The sequence below is a fragment of the Streptomyces sp. NPDC101151 genome, assembly GCF_044768335.1.
In the GTDB taxonomy this organism is placed as follows: Bacteria; Actinomycetota; Actinomycetes; order Streptomycetales; family Streptomycetaceae; genus Streptomyces.
In genome coordinates this window covers 37,394-61,051 of record NZ_JBIWPP010000022.1, presented here as the reverse complement: position 1 = coordinate 61,051, position 23,658 = coordinate 37,394, and the positions used below count along the sequence as shown (strand labels likewise).

At 71.4% G+C, this 23,658-nt stretch carries 20 protein-coding genes and 1 pseudogene; 6 read left to right on the top strand and 15 right to left on the bottom strand.

Annotated features, from left to right (window positions below; genetic code table 11):
- Positions 1-299: 299 nt before the first annotated feature.
- The 7 genes and pseudogenes from ACIRU3_RS31745 to ACIRU3_RS31715 form a co-directional block, all read right to left on the bottom strand.
- Positions 300-1,382, bottom strand: a complete 1,083-nt coding sequence (locus ACIRU3_RS31745) for a S1 family peptidase (RefSeq protein ID WP_404063478.1) — start codon at positions 1,380-1,382, stop codon at positions 300-302.
- A 348-nt stretch (positions 1,383-1,730) separates the two neighbouring features.
- Positions 1,731-2,630, bottom strand: a complete 900-nt coding sequence (locus ACIRU3_RS31740) for a S1 family peptidase (RefSeq protein ID WP_404063475.1) — start codon at positions 2,628-2,630, stop codon at positions 1,731-1,733.
- Between the two features lie 199 nt (positions 2,631-2,829).
- Positions 2,830-3,612 (bottom strand): DUF1684 domain-containing protein, encoded by a 783-nt coding sequence (locus ACIRU3_RS31735; protein ID WP_404063709.1) that lies wholly within the window; start codon positions 3,610-3,612, stop codon positions 2,830-2,832.
- Positions 3,613-3,657: 45 nt separating this feature from the next.
- A pseudogene (locus ACIRU3_RS31730) lies at positions 3,658-4,611 on the bottom strand (LLM class flavin-dependent oxidoreductase); the annotation flags it as partial.
- 32 nt (positions 4,612-4,643) lie between these two features.
- On the bottom strand, positions 4,644-5,405 hold the full coding sequence (locus ACIRU3_RS31725; protein ID WP_404063472.1) for an amino acid ABC transporter ATP-binding protein: 762 nt from the start codon (positions 5,403-5,405) through the stop codon (positions 4,644-4,646).
- 38 nt (positions 5,406-5,443) lie between these two features.
- Positions 5,444-7,201 carry an FAD/NAD(P)-binding protein gene (locus tag ACIRU3_RS31720; RefSeq protein ID WP_404063469.1) on the bottom strand — a complete coding sequence of 586 codons (1,758 nt, stop codon included), beginning with the start codon at positions 7,199-7,201 and terminating at the stop codon, positions 5,444-5,446.
- Positions 7,198-8,055, bottom strand: coding sequence for an amino acid ABC transporter permease (locus tag ACIRU3_RS31715; RefSeq protein WP_404063466.1), 858 nt, complete (start codon positions 8,053-8,055; stop codon positions 7,198-7,200). The genes ACIRU3_RS31720 and ACIRU3_RS31715 overlap by 4 nt, the downstream gene beginning before the upstream one ends.
- Positions 8,056-8,491: 436 nt before the next feature.
- Between ACIRU3_RS31715 and ACIRU3_RS31710 the strand changes: the two genes are divergently transcribed.
- Positions 8,492-9,439: an ABC transporter substrate-binding protein gene (locus tag ACIRU3_RS31710; RefSeq protein ID WP_404063463.1), complete on the top strand. Its 948-nt coding sequence runs from the start codon at positions 8,492-8,494 to the stop codon at positions 9,437-9,439.
- On the opposite strand, the gene ACIRU3_RS31705 is transcribed toward ACIRU3_RS31710, so the two are convergent.
- Positions 9,436-10,581 (bottom strand): DUF5685 family protein, encoded by a 1,146-nt coding sequence (locus ACIRU3_RS31705; RefSeq protein ID WP_404063461.1) that lies wholly within the window; start codon positions 10,579-10,581, stop codon positions 9,436-9,438. The two genes, ACIRU3_RS31710 and ACIRU3_RS31705, sit on opposite strands and share 4 nt — an antisense overlap.
- A gap of 311 nt (positions 10,582-10,892) precedes the next feature.
- Here ACIRU3_RS31705 and ACIRU3_RS31700 point away from each other — a divergent pair, with 311 nt between their 5' ends.
- A complete protein-coding gene (locus tag ACIRU3_RS31700) occupies positions 10,893-11,330 on the top strand; it encodes a cell division protein SepF (protein WP_404063458.1) in 438 nt (145 codons plus the stop codon).
- Between the two features lie 36 nt (positions 11,331-11,366).
- On the opposite strand, the gene ACIRU3_RS31695 is transcribed toward ACIRU3_RS31700, so the two are convergent.
- Both ACIRU3_RS31695 and ACIRU3_RS31690 read right to left on the bottom strand, forming a co-directional pair.
- A complete protein-coding gene (locus tag ACIRU3_RS31695) occupies positions 11,367-12,551 on the bottom strand; it encodes an acyl-CoA dehydrogenase family protein (protein WP_404063456.1) in 1,185 nt (394 codons plus the stop codon).
- Between the two features lie 68 nt (positions 12,552-12,619).
- On the bottom strand, positions 12,620-14,272 hold the full coding sequence (locus tag ACIRU3_RS31690; RefSeq protein WP_404063453.1) for an MFS transporter: 1,653 nt from the start codon (positions 14,270-14,272) through the stop codon (positions 12,620-12,622).
- A gap of 260 nt (positions 14,273-14,532) precedes the next feature.
- Between ACIRU3_RS31690 and ACIRU3_RS31685 the strand changes: the two genes are divergently transcribed.
- Together ACIRU3_RS31685 and ACIRU3_RS31680 are read left to right on the top strand one after the other, a co-directional pair.
- Positions 14,533-15,849 carry a mannosyltransferase family protein gene (locus tag ACIRU3_RS31685; protein ID WP_404063451.1) on the top strand — a complete coding sequence of 439 codons (1,317 nt, stop codon included), beginning with the start codon at positions 14,533-14,535 and terminating at the stop codon, positions 15,847-15,849.
- 239 nt (positions 15,850-16,088) lie between these two features.
- Positions 16,089-17,111: a phosphatase PAP2 family protein gene (locus ACIRU3_RS31680; protein WP_404063448.1), complete on the top strand. Its 1,023-nt coding sequence runs from the start codon at positions 16,089-16,091 to the stop codon at positions 17,109-17,111.
- Positions 17,112-17,227: 116 nt separating this feature from the next.
- Here ACIRU3_RS31680 and ACIRU3_RS31675 read toward each other — a convergent pair whose 3' ends face one another.
- From ACIRU3_RS31675 to ACIRU3_RS31665, 3 genes are all read right to left on the bottom strand, one after another.
- A complete protein-coding gene (locus ACIRU3_RS31675; protein WP_404063446.1) occupies positions 17,228-17,443 on the bottom strand; it encodes an I78 family peptidase inhibitor in 216 nt (71 codons plus the stop codon).
- Between the two features lie 359 nt (positions 17,444-17,802).
- Positions 17,803-18,780, bottom strand: a complete 978-nt coding sequence (locus ACIRU3_RS31670) for a helix-turn-helix transcriptional regulator (RefSeq protein WP_404063443.1) — start codon at positions 18,778-18,780, stop codon at positions 17,803-17,805.
- An 86-nt stretch (positions 18,781-18,866) separates the two neighbouring features.
- A complete protein-coding gene (locus ACIRU3_RS31665; RefSeq protein WP_404063440.1) occupies positions 18,867-19,523 on the bottom strand; it encodes a transglycosylase family protein in 657 nt (218 codons plus the stop codon).
- A gap of 541 nt (positions 19,524-20,064) precedes the next feature.
- Between ACIRU3_RS31665 and ACIRU3_RS31660 the strand changes: the two genes are divergently transcribed.
- Both ACIRU3_RS31660 and ACIRU3_RS31655 read left to right on the top strand, forming a co-directional pair.
- Complete coding sequence (locus tag ACIRU3_RS31660) at positions 20,065-20,859, top strand: hypothetical protein (protein ID WP_404063437.1); 795 nt, start codon at positions 20,065-20,067, stop codon at positions 20,857-20,859.
- A 202-nt stretch (positions 20,860-21,061) separates the two neighbouring features.
- Positions 21,062-21,451 carry a hypothetical protein gene (locus ACIRU3_RS31655; protein WP_404063434.1) on the top strand — a complete coding sequence of 130 codons (390 nt, stop codon included), beginning with the start codon at positions 21,062-21,064 and terminating at the stop codon, positions 21,449-21,451.
- Between the two features lie 53 nt (positions 21,452-21,504).
- Here the strand turns inward: ACIRU3_RS31655 and der are convergent, their stop codons facing one another.
- Together der and ACIRU3_RS31645 are read right to left on the bottom strand one after the other, a co-directional pair.
- Complete coding sequence (gene der, locus ACIRU3_RS31650; protein ID WP_404063431.1) at positions 21,505-22,986, bottom strand: ribosome biogenesis GTPase Der; 1,482 nt, start codon at positions 22,984-22,986, stop codon at positions 21,505-21,507.
- Between the two features lie 77 nt (positions 22,987-23,063).
- Positions 23,064-23,651, bottom strand: a complete 588-nt coding sequence (locus tag ACIRU3_RS31645) for a lysophospholipid acyltransferase family protein (RefSeq protein WP_404063706.1) — start codon at positions 23,649-23,651, stop codon at positions 23,064-23,066.
- Between the last annotated feature and the right edge of the window lie 7 nt (positions 23,652-23,658).

The window sequence follows — 23,658 nt, the reverse complement described above, 5'->3', positions numbered from 1 at the left end:
CCCCCGGGGCGGCTCGCATCCGCGTACGGCGGGAAGGGGACGCGGCGGGGGGTGTCCGCCCGCAGCGGCCGGCGTAGCCCCAGGGAGCCGTTGCCCCCGCAGCGCGCCATGCCGAGGATGGCCCCCCCGCCGCGGCCCCGCCCCACAACGCACCGCAGCCGCGACACAAGCCGCGACGTCCACAGGGGGCCGCCGCAGGCATCACACCCCACGACCTCCACACCCCACACAACCCGCAGAAAACCACGAAGCCCCGCCCCCACGCCCGGGACGGGACTTCACGGAACGCGTACGACAGGTCAGCCGATCTGGGCACCCGTCGCCGACAGCGCCTCGGTGACCGGCTGGAAGAAGGTCTCCCCACCGGAGGTGCAGTCACCGCTGCCACCCGAGGTCAGCCCGATGGCGTTGCTGCCCGAGAAGAGCGAGCCGCCGCTGTCACCCGGCTCGGCGCACACGTCGGTCTGGATCAGACCGCCGACCGTGCCCTCGGAGTAGTTGACGGTGGCGTTCAGACCGGTGACCGTGCCGTCGTGCACCTTCGTGGTCGACCCGCTGCGGGTGACCTTCATGCCGACGGTGGCCTCGGCAGCGCCCGTGATCTGCTGGGCGGAGCCGTTGTAGAGGTCGACCTCGCTCGGGTGGTCGGTGCTGGAGGTGTACTTGACCAGCCCGAAGTCATTGCCCGGGAAGCTGGACTGCTCGTTCTTTCCGATGACGTTCCCGGAGGAGTCCGACCAGGTGGAGATGGCCTCCGTGCAGTGACCGGCGGTCAGGAAGTACGGCTGCCCGCCCTTGACCACGTTGAAGCCGAGCGAGCAGCGCCCGCCCGAGCCGGTGATGGCGTCGCCGCCCGCGATGAAGGGCTTGAACTCCCCCTCGGACCGCTTGAGTTCGGCCTTGGCGCCGAGCCCGTCGACCACCTTGCCGAGCTTGGTCCACTCGGCCCCGGACACCGTCTTGTCGGCGGTGACGACGACCTTGTTGGTGACCGGGTCGGTCGCCCACGAGGTGCCGGGAATGGTCGCGTCCTTCTTCAGGGTCGTCCGCGCGCCGTCGAGTTCGGCAAGGGAGTTGGCGACGACTCTGGCCTTCGCGCCGGCCGCCTCGACGGTCTTGGCTGCGGTGGCGTCGAGCACGTTGACGACAAGGCTCTTCGCCCGGGCGTCGTAGTAGCTGCCCGCCGCGTCGGAACCGAGGTCCTTGACGAGCACAGAGGAGAGCTTTCCGGCCGCGGGGGCCGACAGGATCCGGGGCTCCGAAGCGGACTTGGAAGGCTCACTGGCGTTCGCAGTCTGGAAGGTGACACCTGCGGCGACCAGTGCGGCGATTCCCGCACCGGCCATGGCGGCCCGCCGCCCGGATATACGTCGGTGCTTCAACTCGGGTCCTCCTGTGGGGGGGTCGGTCCAGGAGGTTGTGGGGACCTCAAGGACCGGAAGGCTGGTTGACGGGCGCCTACTCTTCCGAACCGCACAGGGAGCACACAAGGTCGACTTCAGGACGCGCATACGGGAAGGCCGCACGCCCCCGACTCTCAAGGCCGGGTGAGTCGCCCCAGGGAATTCGCACTGCAAACACTACGCGCGAGTAACCCATCGGCGGACAGTGACCGTTGCCCGTGTCTGGAAATGGACCCCAGGGCCGCCGCCACAGCAGGGCCCGAACACCGGACAGGAGCGAGCCCCCGCACGCGATCCGCGTGCGGGGGCTCGCAGAGCCGGGCTCGGTCAGGGAAGGGTCACGCCGTAGTAGCTCAGCGCCTCGGTGACCGGCTGGAAGAACGTCGTGCCGCCGGAGCTGCAGTTGCCGCTGCCGCCGGAGGTCAGCCCGTAGGCCGTGCTGCCCGCGTAGAGCGGACCGCCGCTGTCGCCGCCCTCGGCGCATACCGTGGTCTGGATCAGGCCGTAGACGATGTCACCGCCACCGTAGTTGACGGTGGCGTTCAGCGCGGTGACCCGGCCGCTGTGGGTGCCGGTGGTGGAGCCGCGCCGGTAGACGGTCGTACCCACGGAGGGGGTGGCCGCGCGGCTGATGGTCTGGCTGCCGACCGCGCTCGGGTGCGCGATCGAGGAGTTGGTGTAGCGCACCAGCGCGAAGTCGTTGCCGGGGAAGCTGTAGCCGACGTTCGTGCCCAGCGTCGTGGTGTGACCGGAGTTGCTGTACCAGGTCGAGGCGACCTCGCCGCAGTGACCGGCGGTCAGGAAGTAGTAGGTGTTGCCGCTGTGCACGTTGAAGCCGAGCGAGCAGCGGTAGGAGCCGCCGTAGATGGCGTCGCCGCCGGTGATCAGCTTGTTGAACCTGCCAGAGGTGTGCTTGACGGTCAGCGCGCCCGCATTGCTGCCGGCCTGCTGCCTGATCCGGGCGATCTCGGCCTTGGAGACCGTGCTGTCGACGGTGACGACGACACGGTTGGTCTTGCTGTCCACCGCCCAGGCCGTGCCGGCGATGTCGGACTTGAGGACGGAGTCGCTCGCCCTGGTGAGCTGGCCGGCGCTGAACGTGTGGGCGTCGCTGGCGTTCGCGGTGGGGGCGGCGAACGCGGCCGCGGCCAGGAATCCGGTGGCCACCGCGGTCAGCCGGGTCCGTCTTGCGATACCGCTGCGGGGAGTGGTGCGCTTGATCCTCACTTTTCGTTCCCTCCTGGGGAAGTCGGGGGCCCGCGTGGGGTCGGGGCCCGTGAGGCGCAGCCAGGGGCCGGTCCTGGTTCCGAACACGCATGCCCCTGACAAGCGCTGAGGGGGAGTATTCGGCCGAACGGCCGGTAGGCACAAGAGTGCCTTTCGGCCGTACACCTTTGAACCACCTGGCCCTACCCGTCCCCTGACGTCAGCTCAGGGTGCGTTCCCCCGCCTCGATCGCCGCGTCCAGCCGGTTGCCCGGCGGCGGAAAGGGGCAGATGAAGTGGTCGGCGAGGGCGCACGGCGGGAGTTGGGCACGGTTGAAGTCGACCGTGGTACGGCCCTTCGCGTCCGGTGCCTGCGGGAAGAGGAATCGGAAGCGGAAGCTGGTGCCGCCGCTCGTGGAGTCGGCGAAGACGGCCCACAACGGGCCGTCGCCCTGCTGTGCGACCTGGAGCGTGAGATCGTTTCCGGCCAGGGTGAAGGCGAGTTCCCCGGCGAGGACGAGCCCGCGCTCCCGTCCGTCCGCGTTGCCGACCCGCACGGTGCGCGGGTCGTCGTACGGCGTGAAGCGCCCGGGTACCGACCAACGCCGGTCGTACGGGGTGGCCTCGATGCCCCGGAAGGCACGGCGGGCTTCGGCGGCGGGGTCGTAGACCCGAACACCCCAGACGCCCTCGCGGACCAGCACGACCAGCCGCTTCTCCCCCAGCACGACCCGCGACCCGGCCTCCGGCGCGCCGTCGGCGGCGAGGCGTGTCTCCCCGGAGAGAGGCCGGCCGTCCACGGTCAGACCGTCGGCCTCGGCAGCGGTGAGTGCCACCCCGTCACCATCCGGCACCCACGTACCGGGAATGTCCGGAAGTCGCCCCTCCGGATGGTCCTCGATCCAGTGGGTGGCGGTCAGCGCAAGCGGTCCATAGGGCGCCGAGACCGTCTCCACGCGCCGCTCGTGCCACCGCTTCCACGCGTCGGATGCGTCCGTGGTCATCGATCCATTCCTTTCATGTGCGTGCGCTCTCCCCTTGCGGGCCGGCAGCCCGAGGTGCTCGCGCAGCGTGCTGCCCGGATAGAAGGTGCGGAACAGGCCGCGGTGCTGGAGCAGTGCCACCGTGCCGTTGACCAGCCGCTCCAGGTCACGGCGCGGCTCGACGGGGATGAGGTGGAAGCCGTCGGTGACGTCCTCCGCGTGCCAGCGGGCGATCAGCTCCGCGAGGTCCACCGGGCCGCCACGGTACAGCGGACCCCGTGCGGTGGGCCGGGGCCCTCCCCCGCCGTGCCCGCGCTCGGCCGCGTGCTCGCCGTCGCCGAGGTCGACGAGCAGGCTCACCAGGACCCGCAGGGTGTCCGGGCTCCTGCCGGACTCGGCGGCCTGCTCGTGCAGTCGACCGCGTACGGCGGCGGCCTGTGCGGGGTCGGCGGCGCGGACCAGGGCCACGTCGGCGTACCGGGCCGCGACGGTCCGGGCCGGTTCCTCGGTGGCGTCGACCACGCGGACGGGGTGGCTCCACGGGGGCCGGGCCGTCTCCGCGCCGTCCTCCCGGCCGTCCCACGACCGCGCGGCCGCGTCGGCGGCTTCGTCCGCCTCCGGCCACAGCACGGCGGCGGAGGCCGCGTGTCCGCGGCCGAAGAAGCGTGCCTCGCCCTCGGCGGTGGACACGTCGATCCGCCAGCCGACCCGGCCGTGGCCGACCCGGTCGAGGCCGACCCGGTCGAGGGTGGCGACGGCGGCCTGGACACGGAAGGGCTCGGTGTGCGTGGTGGTGACGGTCGGGACCAGCCCGATCCGCCGGGTGGCGGGTGCCACACGGGACAGCACGGCGAGCGCGTCGGGCCCCGGGCCCGCGAAGGAGTCGTCCAGCGTCACGAAGTCCAGCCCACCGCGCTCGGCGAGCTGTGCCGGCTCGACGTAGGAGGCGGCGTCGGGAGATCCCGGCTGATCGATGGCAGCGGCAAGATGCAACAGCCCGCGCCCGTACCGCGCGCTCACGTCGACGCTCCCTGTTTCCGCGCCTTTCCCACTCACAGCACCTTCGCCAGGAACGCCCTCGTCCGCTTCTCCCGCGGAGCGCCCAGCACCTCGCCCGGTGTCCCCTGCTCGACGATCCTCCCGTCGGCCATGAACACCACCGTGTCGGCGACCTCGCGGGCGAAGGCGATCTCATGCGTGACGACGATCATCGTCGTCCCCTGGCGCGCCAGGTCCCGTATGACGTCCAGGACTTCACCGACCAGCTCGGGATCGAGCGCCGAGGTGGGCTCGTCGAACAGCAGCAGCTTCGGCTCCAGCGCGAGCGCCCGGGCGATCGCCACCCGCTGCTGCTGGCCGCCGGACAACTGCCGGGGGTAGGCGTCGGCCTTGTCGGCGAGCCCCACCCGCTCCAGCAGCCGGCGTGCCCGCTCCACCGCGTCCTTCCGCGGCCGTTTCAGTGCGGACACCGGTGCCTCGATGACGTTGTCGAGGACGGTGAGGTGCGGGAAGAGGTTGAAGTTCTGGAAGACGAAGCCGATCCGGGTGCGCTGTCTGAGCACCTCGCGCTCGGGCAGCTCGTACAGGCTGTCGCCGGCGCGCCGGTAGCCGATCAGTGTGCCGTCGACGCTGATCGTCCCCTTGTCCACCTTCTCCAGATGGTTGACGGTGCGCAGCAGCGTCGACTTGCCGGAGCCGGAGGGGCCGAGCACGACGGCGACCTCACCGGCGCGCACCTGGAGGTCGATGCCCTTGAGGACGTCGAGCGGGCCGAAGCTCTTGTGCACCGACCTGATGTCGACCATGACGGTCATGGTGTGGGTTCCTTCTCGGTGGACGTGGTGGGGGCGGCTCAGGCGGCGGCTCTGCCTGCCCGGCCCCGCAGGAAGGCCAGCGCGGCCCGGGCGGTGGCGTCGTTCTGCCGGAACGCGGGCCCGCCGGTGCGCGGCCGGGTGAAGGCGCCGGGGGTGCGGCCGTCGGTGAACGGGCCGAGCGCGAAGCGCCGCGGATGCGGTCGTCCGGCCGCGTCGAGGATCCGGCCGTCGGCGGGGTCGACGCGCAGCAGCCCGTCGGGGGTCTCGGCGGCTCCGTCGGCGTGCAGCTCGCGCAGCAGGGTGTCGCGGGCCCGCGCCACGGTCGGCTCGGGCAGCCGGGCCTCGACCAGCGCCCGCGCCTCGGCGGAGAACCCCGGCACGGTGGGACTGGCCGCCCGGAACACGCCGTCCTCGGCGGTGACGGTCATGTCGGCGCCGATGAACCGCAGGAGGCCGGCCCGGGACAGGGCGAGGATCTGCCGCAGCCGGGGCCCCGGGGGTCCGGACGCCAGGCGGCTGAAGAAGCCGTGCCACCAGGGACCGAGGTCGCCGAGCCGCACCAGCTGCCCGTAGACGGACAGCAATCCGAGGAAGACGCCCAGGTCGGCACTGTGCTCCGGGTCGTGCCGACGGCTCAGGTCGCCCTCGACACGGCCCCGCATACCCTCCTGGAACTCCTCGTGCGAGGCGTAGCGCATCCCGTCGAGCGGGTGGTCGAGCGCGGTGAGGTCGAGGCGGTCGGCCGGGTCCGGCACGGCGGCGGCGACGAGCGCCCGGATCCCGGCGGGGTCGGCGGCGGCCGCGTACTTCTCCTCGAAGTCGGCCCAGGCCATCGCCGTTCGTCCGGCGTGGGCGGTGAACAGCCGGTGGTAGTGGGCGAAGCCCAGCTCCTTCTCCACCAGCGGCCACACATCGCGCCGGAAGTCGAAGCCTCCCGGCCCGGCCGACAGCGCCTCGACCTCGGCGGGACCGAAGAAACGGGGCAGCGGCGGCCGGTCGCCGGTCCAGTCGTAGCCGATCTTCGAGTGGTACGGCACTCCGCGCCGCGAGCCGACGTACAGCACCGGCTCCCGCCCCGAGGGAACGTAGGTGTCACCCTCGTGGCGCCCGCCCCGCCCCTCGGTGAGCAGCACCATCAGGTCGACGAAGGCCAGCCCGAAGCCGCGTACGAGGACGGGTTCGCCGGCCTTCAGCGGAGACAGGTCGCTGTCGGCGGTGAAGGCGGGCGGCAGGTGAATCAGGCCGTGCTCGTCGGCGTACGCGGCCAACTCGGCCTGGTCGTCGTCGGGTTCGGAGTCGAGATGGCCGAGGGCGAGGACGACCAGGTCGGCGAGCAGGGGGCGGGGGCGGCCCTCCAGCCACACCTGCTGGCGCCCCTCGCGCGGGCCGCCGACCCGCAGGGCACGCCGTGGATGGTGGTGGACCGTGACGCCGGGGGGCAGCTCGGCGACGGCCCGCTCGTAGACCCAGCGCAGATAGCGGCCCTGGATCCGGCGGTCGGCGAAGGTGCGTCCGGCCAGGCCGGCCCACTCGTGCAGGGTGGGACCCTCGCGCACCGGGCCGGCCATCCGCACCGTCTCGTCGGTGAACATGGTGACGTCCTCGGCGTGCGAGTTCATCCACAGCAGGGGCGACTGCGCCGCGCGCCAGATGCGTCCGCCGCCCGGCGGATGGGGGTCGACCAGATGGATGTCGAGGTCCGAACCGGCGTACAGCCCGGGCGCGTTGGCGGCGATGCGTTCGAGCAGTCCGGCACCCCGCGGCCCGGCTCCCACGATCACCAGCTGCGGCCTCATCGGGCGGACTCCGTCCCGCGCGCATAGTGCTTCTCGAGGCAGTACTGGCCGACGCCGAGCACCGAGGTGACGAGGGTGTACCAGAGGGTGGCGACCATCAGCAGCGGGATGACCTGGTAGGTGCGGTGGTAGATCAACTGCGCCGAGAACAGCAGGTCGTTGACGGCGATGACGCTGACGATGGAGGTGCCTTTGAGGGTGCCGATCAGCATGTTCCCGGCGGGCGGCACGATGGAGCGCATGGCCTGCGGCAGCACGATCCGCCGCCATCGCCGCCACCGGCTCAGGCCGAGTGCCCGGGCGGCCTGGATCTGCCCGTGGTCGACGGAGAGGATGCCGCCCCTGACGACCTCGGCGGCGTAGGCGGCCTCGTGCAGGGTGAGACCGATGATCGCCACGGCGACCGGGCTCAGCAGATCGACCGTCTTCACCCCGAGGACCTGCGGGTACAGCGCCCCGATGTTGAACCACAGCAGCAGCTGCACCAGGACCGGGATCGACCGGAACAGCCAGACGTACCCCCAGCCGACCGCCCGCAGCACCGGGTTGGCGGACAGCCGGAAGGCGGCGAGCAGGGTGCCGAGGGCGAAGCCGAGGACCATCACGACCGCGGTCAGCCACAGGGTGAGCCACAGTCCGCGCAGGACGGAGTCGGAGGTGAAGTAGTCGGCGACGACGGTCCACCGGAACGCCTCGTTGCGCAGGACCGAGGTGACAGCGAGCCCGAGCAGGACCAGGACGGCGACGGCGGCCGTCCACTGGCCGAGACGGCGCTGCGGAACGATTCTCAGGGCGTCCGCGGGCTCGGGTGCCTGGGCGGCGGCGGGGACTTGGGCGAGGGTGTCGGATGACATGCGAAGGCTCCGTGGTGGGTCCCCCGCCGGGGCGAAGCCGAGAGTGGGGGAAGGTCGAACACGGTGGTGCCTTCACACAGGCGCGCAACGCGGCGCGGACACGGCCGAGCCCCTCAGCAGGGCCGTCCATCGAGAGTACGCGGGCGTTTCGGTGCACTGTCAAGCCCGTCCACACTGTGAGCCTTACGTCTCAAGTCAGTTGACGGGGAATCGGATGCCTGTTCCACTTGGCCCATGCATCCGCAGCAGTGGCTGGTCACCCGCTCCCACATCGACTTCGGTCGCGTGTGGTCCTCGTCCTGTTGAGCTGACCCCCTGCGCGCCCGCCCCGAGCGGGCCGACGCGTTCTCCCTTCTTCTCTTCCTCCCTCGCCTTCACACGCGCCCCTCCCCTCGCGCTCCCTCCCGCCTGCCTGCTCTCAGGAGACCGCTGCCCGATGCGTACGCCCACCCATGTCCACTATCGCCTCTTTCTTCCCTTTGCCGTGATCACTTCGGCCGCTCTGCTGCTCACCGCCTGCGGGTCGGGCTCCGCCGGGCAGGCGGGGACGGGTGCCGCCGGCGGGTCCGGCGGGGTCCCGACCACGGACGTCGTCTCCGCCGTCAGGAAGCACGACGCGGCCGCGAAGCTGCTGCCGGCGGGCGTCACGAGCCTCACCGTGGCGGTCAGCGTCGGCGGCACCCCGCCCGGCACCACCTATCTGTCCGACGGCACGACCCTGACCGGCCAGGACGTCGACTTCACCAAGGCGGTCGCCAAGGTGCTCGGCGTCAGGCTCAGGGTGGAGCAGGCGAGCTTCGAGGCGATCCTGCCGGCCCTGGACAGCGGAAAGTACGACGCCGGAGCGAGCAACTTCGGTGTCACCGACGAGCGTCGCCGGACGATCGACTTCGTCACCTACATCAACGACGGCCAGGCATTCGCCACCCGCAAGGACAGCAAGCTGACCCGGATCACCGATCTGAGGCAGCTGTGCGGGCTCTACATCGCCACCGGCGCGGGCACCACCTTCGAGGCCACACTGGAGGAGAACGCGCACGTGTGCACCGACGCGGGCAGGAAGGCGTACCGGGTACAGACGTACTCCGAGCAGGGCGCGATCTGGTCCTCGGTGCAACAGGGCCGCAGCGACGTCGTGATGTCCACGATCAACGGCCTGCGCTACGCGGTCGCCCACCAGCAGGGCGTGAAATTCCTCAACGAGTACCACCGCCTGGATGTCGGCTTCGCCTTCAAGAAGGGGACCGGTCTGGCCCCGGCCTTCCAGGCAGCGGTGAACGAGCTGATCGCCGACGGCACGTACGACAGGATCCTGAAGAAGTGGGGGACGACGGGCTCGGCGATCACCAAGTCCCGGATCTCCCCACCAGAACTGAAGAACTAGCAGCCGTCGCACGGACAGCAGCAGTCGCAGCCGTCACAGCAGCAACCGTCACAGCCGCAGCCGCCCGGGCAGGAGCAGTCGCAGTACTGGCAGCAGCCGTTGCGCTTCTTCCGGGACCAGGGCCCCTCGTACTCCTCGGCGCAGCACATCTTGCAGGTGCAGCACAGCGCCAGAAACGCCCCGCAGCCCGCCCAGAACCCGCGCGGAACCCTGGGCTTCTCGCCGTACGGAGGCAGCGGGGCGTACGGACCCGGCCCCGGCCCCGGCTGATGCGCGGCACACGTCGGCACCGTGCCGAACGCCCGGTCCACCGAGCGCCCCAGTTCGTGTACGAGCAGCAGATGGGCGAGCCTGCCGTCGGCGAACTCCGCCTCCCGCAGGGCGAGCCGGATGCCGTGCAGTGCGTCCTCGGCGAGCCGACGCGCCTCGGTCAGGGAGGTGCCGGTGACGGTGAGCGGGTTCCAGGAGCCCGAGCGGGCATCGGCTTCCCTGTCCTCGACGGCGTCCAGCAGGTGCGCGAGCCGCCCGAAGAGGCGGCCGGCCTCGGCGAGCGGTTCGGCGTTGCCCGGCCGCCCGGCGAGCACCGCGGTGTGCGCGAAGGCGGCCGCGGTGGCGGTCTCGGTCGGCTCGGTGACCGTCAGGATCGGTGTGCCGGGCCCGGCCAGGGCCTCGATGCCGACCTGCCGGTCGACGGCGTCGACGAGGACGCCAGTGTCGAACCCGACCGCCGAGCCGCTGTGCGCCCCGGCCCGTCCCCAGCTCGCGGCGACCCGGCGCGCCGCGCGCGCCACCGGCCTGTGCGCCAGCAGCCCGTCCCGGTCGGCGACATGGTCGCGCACCTTGGCGGAGGCGAGCACCAGCGAGACCGCGGCGGCGAGCCGCGCGCCCTCGCCCTGCGCGACGGACGCGGTCCGCATCCCGCGCAGCGCACACGGCCCGGCCGTCCGCCGGGATCCGTTCACCGCCCCCGCCTGAGCCTCTGTCAGCACGGAGATGAGCAGTCCGTCGTAGTTCGTCACGACGCGGGCGAGCTGTCCGTGATCCCGGCGCAGCGCCAGACACAGCCCGCACAAGTGTGCCATCCACTGGGTCCTGAGATTCTCCCCGAGCCGGTGGCCGCAGGGCCTGACTATTCCGAACACGATGATCCCCCGTGGTGAGCTGCGACGTTGAGCTGCGGCATCGTATCGACCTACTGTCGGCTCGTATCAGCCCTTGCGTTCACCCGGACGCACCGCGCATCACCCATCCGCCGACGACAATCATATTTCACTCACAGTCAGCAGCCGTATGAGGCAGGACCCTTGGGGCACAAGGACTCTCGACGGATCGGCTGTGCACCAGTACCGTCACAAACCCCCCGCGCGGCGTCTATCCACTTGGCGCGCCGTCCGCATCATGGATGACCATAGGGATGCGGAAAGCAGAAGGACCGCTGTGAGAGGAGGCGTCCATGGGATCGGTACGCAAGGCGAGTGCGTGGCTCGGCCTCGTCGACGACAACGATGACGAGCGTTACTACGACGACGACTACTCCGAGGGCACCGAGCCCGGGGACGCCTGGGTCACGGACCCCCGGGTGAAGGTGGCCACGGACACGGCCGAGGAGAAGGGGCGCCGGATCGGCACGGTCACCCCGGACAGTTTCCGGGACGCCCGCGCCCTCGGCGAGCTGTTCCGGGACGGTGTCCCAGTCATCGTGAACCTCACGGCGATGGAGCCCGCCGACGCCAAGCGCGTGGTGGACTTCGCCGCCGGACTGACCTTCGGCCTGCGGGGCACGATCGAGCGGGTCGCGAACCGGGTCTTCCTGCTGACGCCCGCGAACACGGAGATCGTCAGCGGCGAGCCTGCGGCACGTCGCGACGACGGCTTCTTCAACCAGAGCTGAGGCAGGGCCGCTCACCGGCCCTGCCCCCTCGGGTGCTCACCGGAAGGCGTCGAGCCCGGTGAGCGCCTTGCCCAGCACCAGCTGGTGCATCTCGACGGTGCCCTCGTAGGTGAGCACCGACTCGAGGTTGGTCGCGTGCCGCATCACGGGGTACTCGAGGGAGATCCCGTTGGCGCCGAGGATCGTCCGCGCCGTGCGGCAGATCTCGATGGCCTCGCGGACGTTGTTGAGCTTGCCGAAGCTGACCTGCTCGGCACGCAGACGGCCGGCGTCCATCCGCCGCCCCAGATGGTGGGCGAGCAGGATTCCCTTGTGCAGTTCGACCGCCATGTCGGCGAGCTTGGCCTGGGTGAGCTGGAAGCCGCCGATGGGCCGCCCGAACTGCTCCCGCGTCTTCGCGTACTCCAGGGCCGCCTCGAAGCTGCTGCGCGCCGCGCCCATCGCACCCCAGACGATGCCGTAGCGGGCGTGCGAGAGACAGCTGAGCGGTCCGCGCAGACCGGTGCCCTCGGGGAGTACGGCGCTTGCGGGCAGCCGTACGTCGTCCATGACCAGTTCGCTGGTCACGGAGGCGCGCAGGGACCACTTGTGCTTGATCTCGGGAGCGGAGAAGCCGGGGCGGTCGGTCGGTACGACGAACCCGCGGATCCCGTCCTCGGTCTGCGCCCAGACGACGGCCACCCCGGCCACGGACCCGTTGGTGATCCACATCTTGCGGCCGTTGAGCACCCAGTCGTCGCCGTCGCGCTTGGCGTGGGTGCGCATGGAGGCGGGGTCGGAGCCGTGGTCGGGCTCGGTGAGCCCGAAGCAGCCGATCACCTCGCCTGCGGCCATGCGGGGCAGCCACTCCTGCTTCTGCTCCTCGCTGCCGAACCGGTGGATCGCGTACATCGCGAGCGAGCCCTGGACGGAGACCAGGGAGCGGATGCCCGAGTCGGCGGCCTCCAGCTCCAGACAGGCGAGGCCGTACTGCACGGCCGTGGCGCCCGCACACCCGTACCCGGTGAGCGACATGCCGAGGGCGCCGATACCGCCGAGTTCGCGCGCGAGATCCCTGATACCGGGCAGCTCGCCCTTCTCGTACCAGTCGGCGACGAACGGCAGCACCCGGTCGGCGGCCCAGCTGCGGACGGTGTCCCGAACGGCCAGGTCCTCCGGTTCCAGGAGGTCGTCGATCCCGAGCGGATCGGCGGCATCGAACGGGGGCAACTTCGCGGACATGGAACACCCTCCGGCACACTGGGGCACAGTAAAAACTAGCAACGCTAGTTACGACTCTGCCGCCGACGTTACGGTGCAGTGTCCCGCACGTCCAGAGCGGGGGTCAGGGCCGACACCCTCGGCTTCTCGGCCTCCCGCGGGGACGGCAGGCCCACCTCGGCGGCCCCGTCCTCGATCTCCCCGCACTGCATGACCCGGGGCAGCCGCAGCGCCATCACCGCGCCCATCAGCAACAGGCCCGCGCTCACCAGCAACGTCACATGCAGCCCGTGCACGAAGGAGTCCCGCGCCGCGTGGCGCAGCGCCGCACCGGCGGACCCGCCCAGGCGGCCGGCGACCTCATAGGCCTCGCCCAGCGAGTGACCGGCGGCGTCCGACGCGTGCGAGGGAACGCCCGGCACGGTTTGCAGACCGGGCGCGTACGCCGCGTTCATCACGCTGCCGAGCAGCGCGATCCCGATCCCGGCCCCCAGCTGGTACGACGTCTCGCCGATCGCCGCGGCCCCGCCGGCCTGCTCGGCCGGGGCCTCGCTCAGCATCGACTCGTACGCCCCGAACAGGGTCGTCTCCAGGCCGAACCCGAGCAGCACGAAGCCGAACAGCAGCAGGCCCGCGTCGTCGGTCCCGCCCATCGCCGTCAGCGTCACGACCGCCGCCGCGGTGAGGCAGAAGCCGAAGCACACCATCCGGCGCGGTCCGAAGCGGCGCAGCATGCGTGCGCCCGCGAGGCCCGCCGCCATCGCCGCGATGGTCAGCGGCAGCAGCCTGAGGCCCGTCTCCAGCGGCGACAGGCCGAGCACCAGCTGCAGATACTGCGCCGCGATCAGCTCCAGGCCCACCAGCGCGAGCATCGCCAGCACGATGCAGCCCACCGAGGTGCTGAACGCCGGCCGCCGGAACATCCGCAGGTCCACCAGCGGATGCGGGCGCCGACCCTGCCGCCGTACGAAGAAGAAGAGCAGCGCCGCGCCCGCCAGCAGCGGCACCACGGTGAACGGGCTCATCACCGGCTCACCGCCGCCGAGCCGCTTCACTCCCAGCACGACACCGAACAGGCCGAGCGCCGCCATCAGCGCGCCGATCACGTCCCACGGCCCGTCGCCGTCACCGCGCGACTCGGGCAGCAGCATCCGTCCGACCGGCAGGCTGACAAGCATCAGCGGGATGTTGACCAGGAAGACCGCACCCCACCAGAAGTGCTCCAGCAGGAAGCCGCCGAGCAGCGGCCCGACCGCCGCGCCGACGGCCGCGACCGCGCTCCAGATGCCGATGGCCAGCGCGCGCTCGCGCCGGGCGGGGAAGACCTGGCGGAGGATCGACAGCGTCGCGGGCATGATCATCGCGCCGCCGACGCCGAGCAGCGCCCGCGCGAGGATCAGTGTCTCCGCGGTGTGCGCGAAGGCGGCCAGAGCGGAGGCGACACCGAAGAGGGCGTAGCCGAGAAGCAGGATGCGTCTGCGGCCGACGCGGTCGCCCAGCGTGCCGAACAGGATCAGCAGCGAGGCGCAGACCAGCGGGTAGACGTCGACGATCCAGAGCAGCTCCATGGCGCCGGGCCTGAGGTCCTCGGTGACGGCGGGGACCGCCACATGCAGCACGGTCGCGTCGACGGCGACCAGCAGCAGGCTGACACAGAGAACGACGAGGACGACCCAGCGGTTGGCACCGGCTCCGGCCGCCCGACGGCGCGGCCGTGCGGCAGCCGTGGTCGTCACGGACATGCACGTACCTCCCAGATGGTCCCTCGCGTGCAGCGGATCGGCGGGGTGGGGACTCCCCGTCGTACGGCCGGAGAGGAGCGGGGTCTCCGGCCCGCGCAAACCCACGCGGGTGACTCGTCAGCGTACGCGAGTTCGCCACGGGGACGCGTGGCGGACCTCTCACACGCAGGACCGAACCCGTGTGGCGTACGCCACCCTGCCCGCTGCCGACCACGCCCCGGCGGGCGGTCCGGTTCCCCGTCCGGTCGATAATCGAGCCCGTGACCGACCTTGAAACGCGCATGTCCCCACCGTGCGCCCCCCTCCTGCGCCGGGCGGCGCCGGCCCTGTTCGGGTACGCGGCCGTCCGCGCCCTGAGCCTGGTCGCGCTGGCCGTGTGGAGCGCCGCGCGCGGCAAGAGCCCGTACACCCTGCTGACCGCGCGCTGGGACTCCCTCTGGTACACGCGGGTCGCCGAGCTGGGCTACGGCTACGAGGTGCGGCTGCCGAACGGCGACATCCACTCCAACCTGGCGTTCTTCCCGCTGCTGCCCTGGCTGGAGCGGCTGCTGCACGCGGTCACGCCGCTGTCGTACGCGGACGCCGGCCTCGTCGTCGCCCTGCTCGCCTCGCTCGCCGCCGCCTGCGGGATCTTCGCGGTCGCGGAGTGGGTGTACGGCCCGCGGGTGGGCATCTGCGCGGTGCTGCTGTGGGCGGTGCTGCCCGTCGGGATCGTGCAGTCGATGGCGTACAGCGAGTCCTTGTTCACGGCGCTGGCCGCGTGGTCGCTGTACGCGGTGCTGACCGGCCGGTGGGTGAGCGCGGGCGTGCTGGCGGCGCTGGCCGGGCTGACCCGGCCGGTGGGGCTCGCGGTGGTCGCGGCGGTGTGGGTGGCAGGCGTGATCTCCTTCGTGCGAAACCGAAGCGCGCGGGGCATGCACGGCGCACACAACGGCGAGCACGCCCCGGCTCCGGCGCACGATGCGCACGCCGGGCACATCGCGAACGGGAACGGCTCGCATGAGACAACATGCGCCCCTTCTTCACCGGAGGGCGCGCGCGACACGACACGCGCCCCCTCTCTCACTGCCGATGCCCCTGCCCGGCGGCGCGCCCTCGGCATGCTTCTCGCTCCCCTGGGAGCCGCCGGCTATGTCCTCTGGGTCGGCCACCGCACCGGGAAGGGTCTGCTCGGGTATCTCGATGTGCAGGCCGGATGGCGGAACGGGTTCGACGGCGGGTACGCCTTCGCCGCCTTCGTCGCCGACAAGTTCACGTCATTTCCGTCGGCCCTCGCCGGGGCGGGTCTGGTCATCGGCGTGGCCCTGCTGATCTGGCTCTACGTGACCGGTGTGCGCCAGCGCCAGCCCGTTGCGCTGCTGGTGTACACGGGGGTCGTGCTGGCCCTCGCCCTGTGCGCATCGAGCTACTTCGGTTCGAAGCCACGGCTGCTGATGCCGGCCTTCCCGGTGCTGTTCCCGCTCGCCCGCGCCCTGGCCCGGCTGCGGACGTCGCGAGCGGCGCTGGTCACGGCGGGTGTGGCGGTGGCCACTGCGGTGTACGGGGCCTTCTGGCTGAACGGCTCCGGTCCCCCATGATCGACTCGGCCGTGCCGGTGAGCACTCCCTGAATTCCACCCCATGATTCGGTGAACGAATTCATAAGCACCATAAAACCGCGCCCGCAACCCGATCAAAGGAATTGCAGGAAGCGGGGTCACAGGATTGCGGAATCCAAGGAATTCGGATCACCCCTGAGAGGTTTCCCACATCACATCGTCATCACAAAGCCGCTGATTCGACCGGGATGAGAGCTCACTCGCTGTAACGTCCATTGGGTGCGTACCGAACGAAACCTCACCCGGAGTCTGGACCGGGTGTTCGCCAGGCTGGACCGTGAGCCGGAACGGCCGGCTCACATCGATGTGCCGCGGATGAGCCGGCACCGGGTCGTGCTGTTCACCGCGACCCTCGCCTTTTACCTGGCGATCGTGTGGGCCGTGGTGATCACCTCCTGGCTGGTCCGGCTCGACTGGCAGGTCATGTTCTTCCGGCCGTACCAGCAGTGGCCGGAGATCCACGCCTTCCTCGACTACTACGTGGTGCTCGGCCAGCGCGGCCCCACCGCCGTGATGGTCGCGGCCTGGCTCGGCTGGCGCTCCTGGCGGCAGCACACCCTTCGCCCCCTGCTGACCCTGGCCACCTCGCTGCTGCTGCTGAACATCACGGTCGGCGCCGCCAAGCTCGGCATGGGGCGGCTCGGTCCGCACTACGCGACCGTGATCGGCTCCAGCGAGATGGGTCTGGGCGGCGATATATTCCCCAGCGGCCACACCGCCAACGCGGTGGTGACCTGGGGAATCCTGGCGTATCTGGCCTCCTCCCCCAGAGCGCGCCGCTGGCTGTCCGCGCTCTCCGCGGTCACGTCGCTCGGCGTCGGCCTCACCACCGTCTACCTCGGTACGCACTGGCTGAGCGACGTGTTGCTGGGCTGGGCCGCCGGCCTGCTGATCCTGCTCGCCCTGCCCTGGTTCGAGCCGCTGATCACCAAGGCCGAGACCGCACTCTTCGACCTGCGCGACCTTTGGCGCGCCCGCCGCGGCGGTACGGTGCCCGTGCCGGCCGTCCCGGTCAGGCCGGTGGTGCTCAAGCCGCGCACCGCGGCCGCCGAGTCCGTTCCGGCGCGCGAGCCGGTGTCGTCGGCGCGCGGCTCCCGGGCCTCGGCCCATCGGGCACCGAGTCCGCACACGGCCCGTTCGGAGCGCACGCCGGTCACCCCGGTGGGCAGCCGCCGTCCGCCGCACGCCGACCGCCTCCCGCGCGGCACCACCCAGCAGGCCCGTCCGCTGACGGGAGGCTGACGCTCCATCACGGCAGCGGGGTCCGGTATGCACAGGCCGCCCCCGCTACGACGACGGCCCCGCTCCCCCTTGCCGGGAGCGGGGCCGTCGTCGTAGCGGGGGCGGCGGAGGGCGGGTCAGCCCTTCCAGGCGCGGGCCACCCGACCGCCCTGCACCTCGAAGTTGAGCCTGCCCACCCGGTACTCCATGGTGATGATCGCGCCCGGCGGCAGCGACCGTACCGTCGACCATCCGCGCTCCCGGGCGAGCCGCACGGCGCTGGCCGCGTCGAGGCCGACGTACCCTTCCGGACTGTCCTGGGGCTCCGCTGGCGGAGTGGGAATCGGTGCCATGCGGCCACGCTAGGCCGCATCGCGCGGTGACGGAAGCCGGAACCCTCGGCCCACGCCCCTGGTCCCTCGCCGGTCACACTTCTGTCACAGGTTCCCGACACTCGTTTCCGCCGAACTCCATCACACGTACGGGGGTTTCCGTACCGCTCACGGGAGTAATCGAACAGAATTCCCGCGCGTCGGAGAGCCTCTTCGAATTGCCCGACGGAATACGCCGCGGTGCGGATCGGAGCGGGCCCGCGGGGCGATTCCCCGCGGAATCCGGCGCCATGCCGGGCGAGCTGACACCGCATAGGAATTTCACGGATCGAGCACACAACCGCCGTACGCCGCCCGCCGGAGCACCCGTCCGCCGGGCGTCATGACGAGGCACCACGGGCCAGCGCGGCATCGAGCCGGTCACGAACCGTCCTGATCATCTCGTTCAGCTCGACGGGTTCCAGGACCTCGAAGGGGAAGCCCGTCATCATGATGTGAATGACCATCACCTCCAGGGTCGGCGCACCGCTGCGCAGGATGCAGGCGTCCTCGCCGTCGGCCTCCAGCATCCCCGCGGACGGTGAGATCCGCTCGACGGCCTCGTGCAGCGGCACCAGCAGCCGGACGGTGGAGTGCGTGGCGTACGCGCTCGTGGAGACGCCCTTGGACACATAGGCGGCGAGATCCTCGGCGGGTGGCTCGCGCGGGGTGAAGCGCGGGCCGTGCGGCGGCCTCGGCGTGATGCGGTCGACGCGGAAGGTCCGCCAGTCCTCCCGGTCCATGTCCCAGGCGACCAGATACCAGCGCCGCTCGGTGCACACCAGGCGGTGCGGTTCGACGGTACGGCGGCTCGCGGCGCCCTCGTGGCTGTGGTACTCGAAGCGCAGCCGCTCGGCGTCCCGGCACAGATGGGCGAGTTCGGTGAGCAGGGCCGGGTCGACGGGGGATGCGGGCGGACCGGTGCGCAGCATCGGCACGGTGAAGTCGTTGAGGGCTCCCACCCGGCGGCGCAGCCGGTCCGGCAGCACCTGCTCCAGCTTGGCGAGGGCGCGTACGGAGGTCTCGCCGATGCCCTCGATGCCCTGTCCGGCGGCGGTGCGCAGCCCGACGGCGACCGCGACGGCCTCGTCGTCGTCCAGCAGCAGCGGGGGCAGCTCGGCTCCCGCGCCGAGCTGGTAGCCGCCTCCGGTGCCGGGGCTCGCGTTGACCGGGTAGCCCAGCTCGCGCAGCCGGTCCACATCCCGGCGGACCGTGCGCGGGGTGACGCCGAGCCGGTCGGCGAGTTCGGCGCCGGACCACTCGCGGTGGGCCTGGAGCAGCGAGAGCAGACGCAGCAGTCGTGCCGAGGTCTCCAACATGGGGCCGAGTCTGCCAGCCGATGCGGACAGCCGCTGTCCTCATCGGGACAGCGGCTGCCCATCAGGTGACCGGCGCGGTCGCCGGTTCAGAGGGCGAGGCGCTGGCCGGGCACGATCAGGTCGGGGTCATCGCCGATGACCTTCTTGTTGGCGGCGTAGAGCCGCTGCCAGCTGGTCCCGTGCCGGGCGGCGATGGTGCTCAGGGTGTCGCCCTCGCGGACGGTGTAGTCGCCGCGGGACGCGCTGCGGTCGCTGTGGCCCGCCGGGCGCTCCGGCGTCTTCGCCGGTGCGGACTTCGTCGTCACGCTGCCCTTCGCGGCGGCCGTACCCGAGGAGGCGGCCGCCGGCGCTGTGCCGGAGGCTCCGGCCCGGGCCGAACAGACCGGCCAGGCGCCCCAGCCCTGGGCGCGCTGGACCTGGGTGGCGACGGCGATCTGCGCGCTCCTGGAGGCCTGGTCGGCCGTCGGGGCGTAGGCGGTGCCGCCGTACGCGCGCCAGGTGCCGGCGGAGAACTGGAGCCCGCCGTAGTAGCCGTTGCCGGTGTTGATGTGCCAGTTGCCGCCGCTCTCGCACTGGGCGATGCGGTCCCACACTCCGTTGTCCGCCGCTGCGGCGTTGCCGGTCGCGGCCAGCAGCCCCAGCGGGGCCAGCAGCGCCGCCCCGGCGAGGGCGGCCGTCGTACGGCCCTTGCGGGCGCTGTCGTGACGAGCGGTGTTGCGGGTGGTATCGGCACACTCGGACATGTAATTCCCTCTCCACGAACCCGGGCTCCCCCAGGGCGGAGCGCGTCTGGCCGCGCAGGACCGCGGTTCCTCGCGCCCGCCCCGTCCGCCACGGCCGTTGCTGTGGTCGTGCTCTGCCTGGTGCCGGCCGGCGGACGTACCCGAGCGGTGCTCGTTGCACACGGCGGAGGAATGTAGGGAGGTGAGGCGGCCGATATCAACCAACTCCTTGTCATTCCAGGCCAGTTCGCCGTTACCACGGGTATCGTCAATTTTCGGCCAGCCGTTTCATGCGCTGATTTCACGATTTTTCGACCACCCGCTGAAGCGATCTGTGACCCACTTCACCCATCCAAGTTCCTTGACTGCGCGCAGAGTTGACAGTGAGTGGCCAATTCCGTACCGAAGGTGACCCTGTGCGGTGGATGGTTCGATTCCGTTCTCCCCGGAGCGTGACCCCCACCACAGGACGTCCGTTGTCTTCTTCATGAGCCCGGAACCCCGGGGCTCAGGGGCCGGGAGCCACCCGGCCGACCCAGCACCGCATCCCGAGGGAGCCACCGTGCCGCGCATGCTCGACGTCAGTGACGCCGTACGCGCCGAGATCGGCGACGAAGAAGCCGACCGGCTGCTCGCCGGAGAGAACGCCCCGGGCAGTTACGACTGCACCTCCTGCCGCACCCCGGGCGACTCCGAGCAGGAGCGCACCAGCACCGTTCTGTTCGTCGGCGACGAGACCGCCGTCCTGGCCTTCGCCCACGCCAGCTGCCTGCCCTCGCAGGTCGTCCAGGTCACCGAGGAGCAGCTGCGGGGCGCCGTACGCTCCATCGGCGGGGCCGGCCGGGACATGGCCGCCGGCGGCGAGCAGCACAGCGTCGTGCCCGAGCAGGCCGTGCTCGGCGTGACCAGCGGACTCGTGCTGGTCGAGGGTGAGCTGCACCCCGCGCTCGTCGTCGAGCCGACCGCGCCCGTCGTGCGCCCCGGATCCACCTCGGCCGGCGACGACTTCCTTCCGCTGCTCATCGAGCAGGGCTTCATGCCGGTGACCGAGCTGGTGACCGTTCCGCCGGTGCTGCACGGCTGGTCGGTGCTGCTTGCGGTCGGCCGGCTGCACGCGGTGCTCCAGCCGGGCACCGACGGTGGGCAGCCGGTGGCCTGGTGGCAGGCGCATCAGCCGCTGCAGGTGACGGACAGCTGGCGGGCCGCCGCCAACAAGCACCAGCAGGTGCTCATGTTCGCGGCGCCGGTCGGGTCCATCGGGCGGCAGCCCCGGGAGGATCTCCTGCGGGAGGCGCTCGACAAGGCAGCGGCGAGCGGGAAGCTGGTCTCGGCGGCGCTTCCTCTCGCGGGGACCTGAGAGTCGCCCGAGGGACCCGGAGCCGTCGCCCGAGGGGCCGGGAGCGTCGCCCGAGGAGCGGGGGGCCGTGGTGCTTTGGCGGGTGCGGGAGTGGGTACGCCGTGGCTTCTCGCTCCCACGCGGCGGAGCCGCATATTGATCCGGTCCCGTGCCCCCGTGTGTCCGACCGCATCTCTTTAAAGTTCCGGTCGTTTGGACATACGTGCACGCATATGACACCCCTTCCCGCCGGCCCGCCTTCTCCCCTGTTCCGTCCGCCCGGACGGGGCAGGAGGGGGCCGGTGGGACATCGGCCACGCCGATCTACGACTCGCTCTACGCGGAGTGGGTCAAGACCTTCCGTACGCTGCCGGGTGATCGCAGCGGTGAGGAGGACCTGGGGTTCAGCGCCTTCGGGAGCGCCCCGCACAGCACCGGCTCCTACCGGTCGAACACCTACAGCGCCTACAGCGCGGGGGCGTACAGCGCCCGCCACGGCAGCGGCCATCAGCAGTCGCAGTGGCAGCGGGTCGGCACCCTGGGGCGCCACCAGGACACCGGGATGCACTATGTTCCGGCGGCGCTGCCACCTGGTCCGCGCCGGGGTGTGTGACGTACGGCGAAGGGCGGCCCCTGTTCCGGGGGCCGCCCTTCGCCATGGGGCTGCTACTTCTTCTTGCTGCCGCGCTTCTCGCGCACCCGCACCGAGATGTGGATCGGGGTGCCGTCAAAACCGAACTCCTCGCGCAGGCGGCGCTCGATGAAGCGCCGGTAGCCGGCCTCGATGAAGCCGGAGGCGAAGAGGACGAACCGCGGGGGCTTGGTGCCGGCCTGGGTGCCGAACAGGATGCGCGGCTGCTTGCCGCCCCGGACGGGGTGCGGGTGGGCCGAGACCAGCTCGCCGAGGAAGGCGTTCAGACGGCCCGTGGGGACACGGGTCTCCCAGCCCGCCAGGGCGGTCTCGATCGCCGGGACCAGCTTCTCCATGTGGCGGCCGGTGCGGGCCGAGACATTGACCCGGGGTGCCCAGGTGACCTGGCCCAGCTCGGTCTCGATCTCCCGCTCCAGGTAGTAGCGGCGCTCCTCGTCGAGGTTGTCCCACTTGTTGTAGGCGATGACCATCGCACGGCCCGCCTCGACGGCCATGCTGATGATCCGCTGGTCCTGCACGGAGATGTTCTCGGACGCGTCGATCAGGACGACCGCGACCTCGGCCTTCTCCACGGCCGCGGCCGTGCGCAGGGAGGCGTAGTAGTCGGCGCCCTGCTGGAGGTGGACGCGCTTGCGGATACCGGCGGTGTCGACGAACTTCCAGGTCACGCCGCCGAGTTCGATCAGCTCGTCGACCGGGTCGCGGGTGGTGCCCGCCAGCTCGTTGACGACGACGCGCTCCTCGCCGGCCACCTTGTTCAGCAGCGAGGACTTGCCGACGTTCGGGCGGCCGATCAACGCGATGCGGCGCGGGCCGCCGACGGCGGTGCCGAAGGACTGCTCCGGCGCGTTCGGCAGGACGTCCAGGACCGCGTCGAGCATGTCGCCGGTGCCACGGCCGTGCAGGGCCGAGACGGGGTGGGGCTCGCCGAGGCCCAGGGACCACAGATAGGCCGCGTCGGCCTCGCCGCTCGGGCCGTCGACCTTGTTGGCGGCCAGCACCACGGGCTTGCCGGCCTTGCGCAGCAGCCGTACAACCGCCTCGTCGGTGTCGGTGGCGCCGACCTTGGCGTCCACGACGAAGACGACCGCGTCGGCCGCCTCGATCGCGTACTCGGCCTGGGCGGCGACGGAGGCGTCGATACCGAGGACGTCCTGCTCCCAGCCGCCGGTGTCGACGACCTTGAAGCGGCGGCCCGCCCACTCGGCCTCGTAGGTGACGCGGTCGCGGGTGACGCCGGGCTTGTCCTCCACGACGGCCTCGCGGCGGCCGATGATGCGGTTCACCAGGGTCGACTTGCCGACATTGGGGCGGCCGACGACGGCGAGCACGGGCAGCGGGCCGTGGCCCGCCGCCTCGATGGCACCCTCGACGTCCTCGATGTCGAAGCCCTCTTCGGTGGCGAGCTCCATGAACTCCGCGTACTCGGCGTCGCCGAGCGCCCCGTGCTCGTATTCGTGCTCGGCCGAGCCGTCGGGCTGGATCTGGTCGTTCATGAAGTCCGTACCTCGTCGTTCATCGTGGTGATCGGTGGAGCGGCCCGTCATGGGCTGATCCACTACTCAAGTGTCGCCTAGCGCCCGGTCAGGCGCCTGGCGTTTTCCAGGTGGCTGGTGAGCTGCTTCTGGATGCGTTCGGTCGCCTCGTCCAGCGCCCTGCGCGTGCGCCGCCCGCTGCCGTCACCGGCCTCGAACGGGTCACCGAAGACGACGTCGACGCGGGAGCGCAGCGGAGGCAGCCCCTTTATCAAACGTCCCGGCCGGTCCGTACTTCCCAGCACGGCCACGGGCACGATCGGCGCCCCGCTGCGGACCGCGAAGTAGGCGAGCCCGGCCCGCAGGGAGGCGAAGTCGCCCTCGCCCCGGGTGCCCTCCGGGAAGATGCCGAGCACCCCCCCGTTGTCCAGCAAGCCGAGGGCGTCGGTGATCGCCGTGCGGTCGGCGGTCGTCCGGTCGACCTTCAGCTGGCCGATGCCGCTCAGGAACGAGCCGAGCGGGCCGACGAACGCCTCCTTCTTGATCAGGAAGTGCGTCGGCCGGGGCGACACGCCCATGACCATCGGGCCGTCGATGTTGTGGGAGTGGTTCACGGCGAGGATCGCCGGGCCGGTCGCGGGCATCTTCCAGGCGCCGAGCACGCGCGGCCGCCACAGCCCGTGCATCAGGCCG